This window comes from Flavobacterium sp. (assembly GCF_044369455.1).
In the GTDB taxonomy this organism is placed as follows: domain Bacteria; phylum Bacteroidota; class Bacteroidia; order Flavobacteriales; family Flavobacteriaceae; genus Flavobacterium.
Genome location: NZ_JBIPLW010000066.1, coordinates 1 through 8896 on the forward strand (window position 1 = coordinate 1; position 8896 = coordinate 8896).

The 8896-nt window shown below is 69.9% G+C and carries 1 protein-coding gene; it reads left to right on the plus strand.

Going from position 1 to position 8896, the window contains the following annotated elements:
* Nucleotides 1–8896: beta strand repeat-containing protein (locus tag ACIQ2L_RS14225; RefSeq protein ID WP_396159994.1), on the plus strand; the 8896-nt coding region annotated here is incomplete at both ends.

Genomic DNA, 8896 nt, shown 5'->3' on the forward strand with positions numbered 1-8896 from the left:
CGGTCGGGCTCGATCGCATCGTGATGGCCAACAACACGGGCGTGCTGTCGCAGGTGTCGACCTCGGCGCTGGTCACGGCGAACGCCTGGAGCCTGAGCGGCAACCCGATCACGTCGTCCGGTACCACGCTCGGCATCGCGCCGACGGGCAGTTTCCTCGGCGCGACCAGCAACCAGAACCTGCAGCTGGTCACCAACAACCTGGTGCGAGCGATCGTCACCGCGGGCGGTGTGTTCCAGACCAACAGCGTCGCGATCGGCGGCGGCGCCATCAACGGCACCACGATCGGCGCGACGACCGCGAGCACCGGCCGCTTCACGACCCTCGATGCGACCGGCAACGCGACGGTGGCGGGCACGCTCGGCGTGACGGGTCTGACCACGGCCTCGGGTGGCGTGCGCACCCCCTCGGTGAACGGCACGACCGCGCTCGCCTTGACGGCCGATGCGGGCACGCTGTCGCTGACGGCGGGCGGCGCCAACGTCATCACCGCGACCACCAACGGCGCCGAGCGCCTGCGCATCGCCGCGAACGGCAATGTGGGCGTCGGCACCAACAACCCGACGAACCTCCTTGAGGTCAACGGCACTTTCCGCGCGACCGGCAACAGCGCGATCGGCGGCACGCTGGATGTGACGGGCGCCACCAATCTCAGCAACACGCTCGGCGTCAGCGGCGCCACCACGCTCGGCAGCACGCTCGGCGTCAGCGGCGCCACCACCCTCAACAGCACCCTCACGGTCGCTGGCGCCTCGCGGATCAACAACACCCTGCGCGTGACGGGCCTCGCGACGGCCGATGTCGGCGTGCGCACCCCGTCGGTCACCAGCACCGGCACCCTCGACCTCGGCGCCCTGAACGCCGACCCGATCGTCTTCAGCACCGACGGTGTCGAGCGCATGCGTGTCGATGCCTCCGGTCGCATCGGCATCGGCACCAGCACGCCCAATGAGGCGCAGGTGATGATCCAGAACCGCAGCCCGACGCTGCCGGGCTTGATGGTGCGCGGCAACCTGCTGCAGACCGGCCGCATCCTCGACATCCAGAGCGGCCCCGGCACGACCTTCTTCAGCATCGCGGCGAGCGGCGAGACCCGCGTGGCGCGCCGCTTCGTCACCGAGGACGAGACCGCGTTCGTCGCGATCTCCGGCGGTTCGGCCGCCACGCTCATGGGCGACAACGACCGCATCGTCGTCGCCAACCCGCAGGGCCGCATCGCCCAGGTGTCGCCGGCGGCTTTCGTCGACCAGTACGCCTGGGGCCTCATCGGCAATGCGCCGCTGTTGAGCGACGGCGCCCTCGGCGACGCGCCGCTCGGCAGCTTCCTCGGCACCACGAACGCCCGCGACCTGCGCCTCGTCACCAACAACACGGTGCGTGCGATCCTCAACAGCGCCGATGGCCGCTTCGATGTTGCCACGCTGCGCGCCAACGAACTGTCGAGCGCCGGCAACCTGATCCTGCGCGGCGGCGCCACCGTCGAGGGCTTGCGCGTCACCACCACTGGCCGCGTCGGTGTCGGTTCGGGGGTCAACCCGGAGGGTTCGACGGGTGCGCAGTTGATGGTCGACACCGGGGTCGGCACCACGCGCGGCCTCGTCGTCAACGGGCGGGCTGGCCAGACCGCGAACCTCTTCGAGGCGCGGGTCAACGGCGTCAACCGCTTCGAGATCTCCCCGTCTGGCGCCGTGAGCGCCGCGTCCATGAGGGTCGCCGACATCGGCGCCGGCGACCCGAACACCCTCACTCCTGCGGGCTATGACCGCGTGGTCGTCGCCAACAACCAGGGTCAACTGTCGCAGATCGCGTTCTCGCAACTCTCGAACGAGGCCACCTGGCTGCTCGCCGGCAACACCGGCATCACGAGCGGCGGGAACCTCGGCCAGACGGTGACTGGCCGATTCCTGGGCATGGTCGATGCCCAGCCCATCCGCTTCGTCACCGACAACAAGGTCGGCGCGATCCTCACCGCGGCCGGCCAGTTCCAGACCAACAACGTCGCCATCGGCGGCGGTACGATCAACGGCACGGTGATCGGCAACGGCACCCCGGCCGCCGGTACCTTCACCGCGCTCAACGCCAACACCCTGACCGCGAACACGTCGGTCACGACGCCGACCGTCTCGAGCGGGGGTAGCCTCACTTTGGCCACCACCGGCGCCTCGGCGGGCGGCATCGCGCTGTCGGCGGGCGGCAGCAACGCCATCACCTTCGCGACCGATGGCAACGAGCGCCTGCGCCTCACGAACGAGGGTCGTCTGGGTCTCGGCACCACCTCACCGGGCGCACAACTGCAGGTCAACAACGCGTCGGCCGGCACCAAGCTGCTGGTGGTCAACGGCGTCGCCGGGCAGACCGCCAACCTCCTCGAGGCCCAGGTCGGCGGCACCTCGCGGTTCACCGTCACGCAGGCGGGCAGCGTCACGGCGGCCGGCGGTGTCACGGCGGATTCGATGCGCGTCATCGGCGTCGGGGCCGGTTCGCCCAACAACTCGACGCCCTCGGGCTACGACCGCGTCGTCATCGCGAACGGCGCCGGCAACTTCTCGCAGATCGCCTTCTCGCAGCTCACCAACGAGAACACCTGGCTGATCGCCGGCAACATCGGCGGCACGAGCGGCGGCGCGCTCGGCAGTGCGCCGACCGCGGGGTCGCGGATCCTCGGCACCCGCGACGATGTCGATCTGCGCTTCGCCACCAACAACCTCGTCCGCGCGATCATCACCCGCGACGGGGTGTTCCAGGCCAACCAGGTCGGTTTCACCGGCGGCACCATCGACGGCGTGACCATCGGCGGCACGACCCGCGCCGCAGGCGCCTTCACGACCGTGACGGCCAGCACCAGCATCGCGGCCGGCACGAGCATCACCGCCGGCACCACCATCACCGCCGGGACGTCGGTCATCACCCCGCTCGTCACCAACACCGGCAACCTCGCGGTCACCGCCAACAACGGCGCGTTGACGCTCTCCACCGCGGGCGCGGTGTCGCCCGGCAGCGTCACGGTCGCGGCCGGCGGCGACAACCCGATCTCTCTGTTCACCGACAATGTCGAGCGTCTGCGCATCACCGGCGCACTCGGCCGTGTGGGCATCGGCACGACCTCCCCGGGCGCGCAATTGCAGGTCAACACGCCGATCGACTCGGGCATCGGCCTGATCGTGAGCGGCACGGCCAATGCCACCGGCGACCTCATGGCCGTGCGCGCGGGCGGCAGCGACGTGCTGCGTGTCCGCCGCACGGACATGATCGTCAACAACCCGCTCACCGTGAACGGCGCTGCTACCGTGTCGTCGCTCAACGTCACGGGTGCGACGACGCTCACCGCCTTGGGCGGCGCGGTCGGTGGCCTGTCGGGCGATCGCGTCGTGGTCGCGAACGCCTCGGGTCAGTTGTCGCAGGTGGCCCGCTCGACGCTGGTCACCGCTGAGGCCTGGGGCCTCTCGGGCAACGCCAATATCGGCGCCGGCAACTTCATCGGCACCACCGATGACAACGACCTGCGCTTCCGCACCAACAACATCACGCGCGCCACCATCACCGCAGGTGGCCAGTTCCAGACCAACAACGTCGCGATCGGTGGTGGTGCCATCAACAACACCACGATCGGTTCGGGCGGTGCGGCCGGGGGCACATTCACCACCCTGAACGCGTCGACGGTCAATGCGGGGTCGTCGGTGAACACGCCGCTCGTGACCCGCGTCAACAGCGACTTGACGTTGTCCACGACGGCCACCGCGGGCAACACGGCGGGCTCGATCACTTTGGCGGCCGGTTCGGAGAGCCCCATCCTGTTCCGGACCACCGACCTCGCCACCGAGCGGATGCGCCTGACCACGGACGGGCGTCTCGGCCTCGGCACGACCACGCCGGACCGGACTCTCGACATCCTCGGCACCTTCCGCGCGTCTTCGGACGGTTCGGTCGGCGGTGCGTTCAGCGTCGGCGGCCGGCTGACGGTGGCCGGCGGGAATTCGCCTGCGGTGAACGGCCTGACCGTCAACGGCACCTCGTTGACCAAGATCGGCTCGCTCGGCGGCGATCGTAATGAGGTAGTTCTCTCCGGCTTTGACCGTGTGGTGCTCGCCAACGCGGCGGGCGAACTGCAGCAGTACGACCTCTCCCAGTTCCGCTTGATCACGGACCCGGACGATCCCTCGGGCGGCGGCAGCGGCAGCAGCGTCGCGGTCGACGACGAAGGCAACCAGTTGACCCTTGCGCTCGCGCGGCTCAATTTTGTGGGCGAGGGTGTGATTGCGACGGCCTCGGGCAACAACATCACGGTCTCGATCCCGGGTGTGAACGGCACGCTGACACGCGATCCGGAGTTCGACACGGTGCGCGTCGAAGATTGGATCCGTACGCCGCGCATCAACGCCAGCGGCGCGCTCACCGTCGCGACCGGCGGGTCGGATCGCCTCACGGTCACCGCGACCGGACAGGTCGGCATCGGCACCGCCTCGCCCGCGGCGCAGCTCCAGGTCGTCCCTGCGGACGACGACACCGTCGGCCTGCGCATCACGGGCGCCGCCGCGAGCCCGGCGGCCAACCTCCTCGAGATCGGCACGACCGGCTCGCCGACCAATCTCCGTGTCGACCGCTCGGGCAACCTCGTCACCAGCGGTGCCGTGAACGCGGGCGGGACGATCACCTTCGGCAACCTGGCGGGTACCGCTGGCGCCAGCATGGGCGGCAACGACCGTCTCGTCATCGCCAACAGCTCGGGACGCCTCGCCCAGGTCTCGCCCTCGACCCTGATCGCCAACGTCGGTTGGAGCTTGTTCGGCAATTCCCTGACCGAAGAGACCAGCGGCGGCTTCGGCGAGGTGCCGGTCGGCCGCTACATCGGCACGAACAACGCCATCGACCTGCGCTTCGTCACCAACGGCCGGGTGCGCGCGATCCTCACCGCGGACGGCGCGTTCCAGTCCGACAATGCCGTGCTCACGGGCGGTCGTATCGACGGCATGCCGATCGGTGCTACCACGCGTTCGACCGGCGCGTTCACCGGCGTCGCGGTCACCAACACCCTGACCGCCGGCACCTCGGTGGTGACGCCGTTGATCGCCAACAGCGGCAACATCGCCCTGACCGCCGACAACGGCGCGATCTCTCTGTCGACCGTCGGTACGAGCCCGCAGGGCATCACCTTCTCGGCGGGCGGCAACAACACCATCGCCTTCCGCACCGACGACCGCGAGCGGCTGCGCATCGTCGGCGGTGAACTCAGCCCGATCGTCATCGGCGGCGCGGCGGCCATCGAGAACTCGATGCTGCAGATCAACACCGCGCAGGATTCCACGGCGGGACTGCTGGTGGTCGGTACCGCGGCCTCGACCGGCGACCTGCTGCGCGTGGGCGTCACGAACGCCCTGGATCCCACAGATCCGACACCGGTGCTGCGGGCGCGTCGCACCGGGGTGTACGTGACCTCGCTCGTGTCCGGGACCAACGCACTGGCCGTCAACGGGAGCACCCAGTTGACCGGGTCCCTCACTGTGAGCGAGAGCGCCACCTTCAACACCCTCGCAGGCACCGCGAACACCACCCGCGGCAGCAACGACCGCGTGGTGTTGGCGAACAACGGCGGCGTGCTCTCGCAGGTGACGCCCGAGGGCTTGGTGTCCGAGTACGCCTGGGCACTGAACGGCAACCCGATCGCCGCGAGCGCGGGCGAGATCGGTGCCGCCCCGACCGGCGACTACCTCGGCACCACCAGCAACAACGACCTGCGCCTCGTCACCAACGGTCTGGTGCGCGCGATCGTCACGCGCGGCGGGCAGTTCCAATCCGACAACGTCGCCCTCAGCGGGGGCGCCATCAACGGCACCAGCATCGGCGCGAGTACGCGCGCTTCCGGTGCGTTCACGAGTTTGGCCTCGAACGCCGTGGTCAACGCCCCGGGCATGACGGGCAGCTCGCTCGGCTTCACCGCCGGCGGCGGCAGCATCAGCCTCGTCGCCAACAGCGGCCAGATCGGCCTGACGGCGCGCGGTGCGGCGAGCCCGATCCTGTTCTCGACCCGTCCCCTCGACGATGACGTCGAGCGCCTGCGCATCACGCCCGAGGGCCTCGTCGGTATCGGCACCGGTACCCCGGAGGCGCAGCTGCAAGTCGACGCCGCTGACGACGATATCGTCGGTCTCGCCGTCAACGGCACCCCGAGCACCAGCGGTTCGAACCTCCTGACGGTGCGCCGTGGCAGCACGTCGCTGCTCAATGTCGGCCGCACGGCCTCCTCGATCGGGACGTCGCTGAGCGTGTCCGGCACGACCAGCGTCCCCGCGCTCAACGCGTCGGGCGCGGTCACCTTCACAGCTCTGGCCGGTGCCGCCGGCGCGAACGACACGAGTTACGACCGGGTCGTGGTGGCCAACTCGAGCGGTCGTCTCAGCCAGATCGCTCGCAGCACCTTCGTGACCTCCTCGGCCTGGGGCCTGCGTGGCAACACCAACACCACGGTCGATGATTTCCTCGGCACGACCGATGAGTCCGACCTGCGCTTCGGCACGAACGGCGCCATCCGCGCCACCTTGACCTCGGGCGGCGAGTTCCAGATCGCCGATGTCGCGATCGCGAGCGGCACTATCGAAGGCACCACCATCGGCCTCAACACGCCGGCCGCGGCGCGGTTCACGACGGCGGTCGCCGGAACCTCGGTCACCACGCCGTTGCTGCAGAACGCCGGCGCCTTGGCGCTCACCACCACCGCCGGGAATCTCTCGCTCAACGCCGGCGGCCTCAGCCGGATCACCGCGGCGACCAATGGGACCGAGCGCCTGCGCATCGACGAGGATGGTCTCGTGTTCATCGGCGACCGCGATCTCAACGGACCGGCGCTGATCGATCCCGCCAACGATTCCCTGCCGCAGTTGCAGGTCAACTCGGCCGCTGCGGTGTCGCCGGCCTTGGTCGCCCGCGGCTACCCGGGCCAGGTCGCCAACCTCCTCGAGGTGCAGGGCTACAGCCCCGCGACCAGCAGGTTCGAGCGCGAGTTGACGGTCAACGCCGCAGGCGTGGTCAACCTGCGCAGCCTCAGCGGCCCCACCAACCCGGTCGTGACCGTGGGCGATCGCATCGTCGTCTCGAACGCGCAGGGCCGCCTGCTGCAGGTCGATACGGTGAAGCTCATCACCGCGACCACCTGGGGCCTCACCGGCAACGCCGTCATCACCCAGCCCGGTACGCTCGGCGCCGCGCCGACCGGCAATTTCCTCGGTACCACCGACGCCCGCGACGTCGGCTTCGTGACCAACAACCTCATCCGCGCGATGATCGATTCGGGCGGCACTTTCCGCACCGCGGGCAACCTGGTCGCCAACGGCGTGACCGTGGGTCGCGGCCTCGACGCGCTGCCGGGCAACACCGCGGTCGGCACCGGTGCCCTCGCCGACAACAACGGCGGCGACGACAACTCCGCCTTCGGCGCCAACGCGCTGCGCCTGAACACCCTCGGCCAGCGCAACACCGCGCTCGGCGTGCGGGCGATGCAGGGCAACTTCGTCGGTCTCAACAATGTCGCGGTCGGCGTCGACGCCCTGCGCGACAACGTCGAGGGCAGCGGCAATGTAGCGCTCGGCTTCGAGGCCGCGTACAACGAGGCTGGCAGCAACCGCCTCTACATCGCCAACAGCCGCAACAACAACCTCGTCTACGGCGATTTCTCGACCGGCCGCGTCCTGATCAACGCGGGGGCGACGCCGCCGGCCACGCTCGGCGCAGCGCTGCAGGTGAACTCGAACAACGCGGGTGACGTGGGGCTCATCGTCCGCGGCACCACCGGCCAGACCGCCAACCTGTTCGAGGCCCGCAACGTCGGCGGCGGTGTGGTCGCCCGCATCAGCAACGCCGGCAACACGCAGTTCTCGGGCACGCTGGGCGTGACCGGCGCGACCACGCTGTCGAGCACCCTCGACGTGAGCGCCGCGACCGGACTCGGCAGCACCCTCACCGTGGCCGGTGCGACGACCCTCAACGGCGCCACCCAGGTCAACAACACCCTGACGGTGACGGGCGCCACCACGATCAGCAACAACCTGAGCGTCAGCGGCAACGGCACGATCACCGGCGCGCTCGATGTGACCGGCACCTCGCGCCTGCGCAACACCTTGCTGGTGGACGGCGCGACCACGATCGACGACACCTTGGCCGTGACGGGCAACAGCACCATCGCGGGCACCTTGGGCGTGACCAGCACTGCCACCGCCTCGAAGTTCATCCCGACGGGCAACGTGACGGCCGGCAACGGCATGTACCTGCCTGCGGCCGACGAGGTCGCCTTCAGCACCGCCGGTGCCGAGCGCCTGCGCCTCGACAACAACGGCAATGTCGGCGTCGGCACCAACGATCCGCAGTTCCGGCTCGACGTGAACGGCACGTTCCGCGCGACCAGCAACGCGACAGTCGGCGGCACGCTCGCCGTGACGGGCGACACCACCCTCGGCGGCACGCTGGGCGTGACGAGCACGGCCTCGGCCGCGAAGTTCATCCCGACCGGCGGCACGGTGGCGGGCAACGGGATGTTCCTGCCGGCGGCGAACACGCTCGGCTTCAGCGCGGGCGGGACTGAGACCATGCGGGTCACCGCGACCGGTGTCGGCATCGGCATGGCGCCGGCGCGGACCCTCGATGTGACCGGCACGTTCCGTGCGAACGGCAACAGCGAGATCGGCGGCACGCTCGGCGTGACGGGCGCGACGACGCTGTCCTCCACGCTCGGCGTCAGCGGTGCGACGACCTTGGGCAGCACCCTCGGCGTCACGGGCGTCACCACGCTGAGCAACCTCGGCGGCACGGCGGCGACGACGATCCCGGTCGGGCTCGATCGCATCGTGATGGCCAACAACACGGGCGTGCTGTCGCAGGTGTCGACCTCGGCGCTGGTCACGGCGAACGC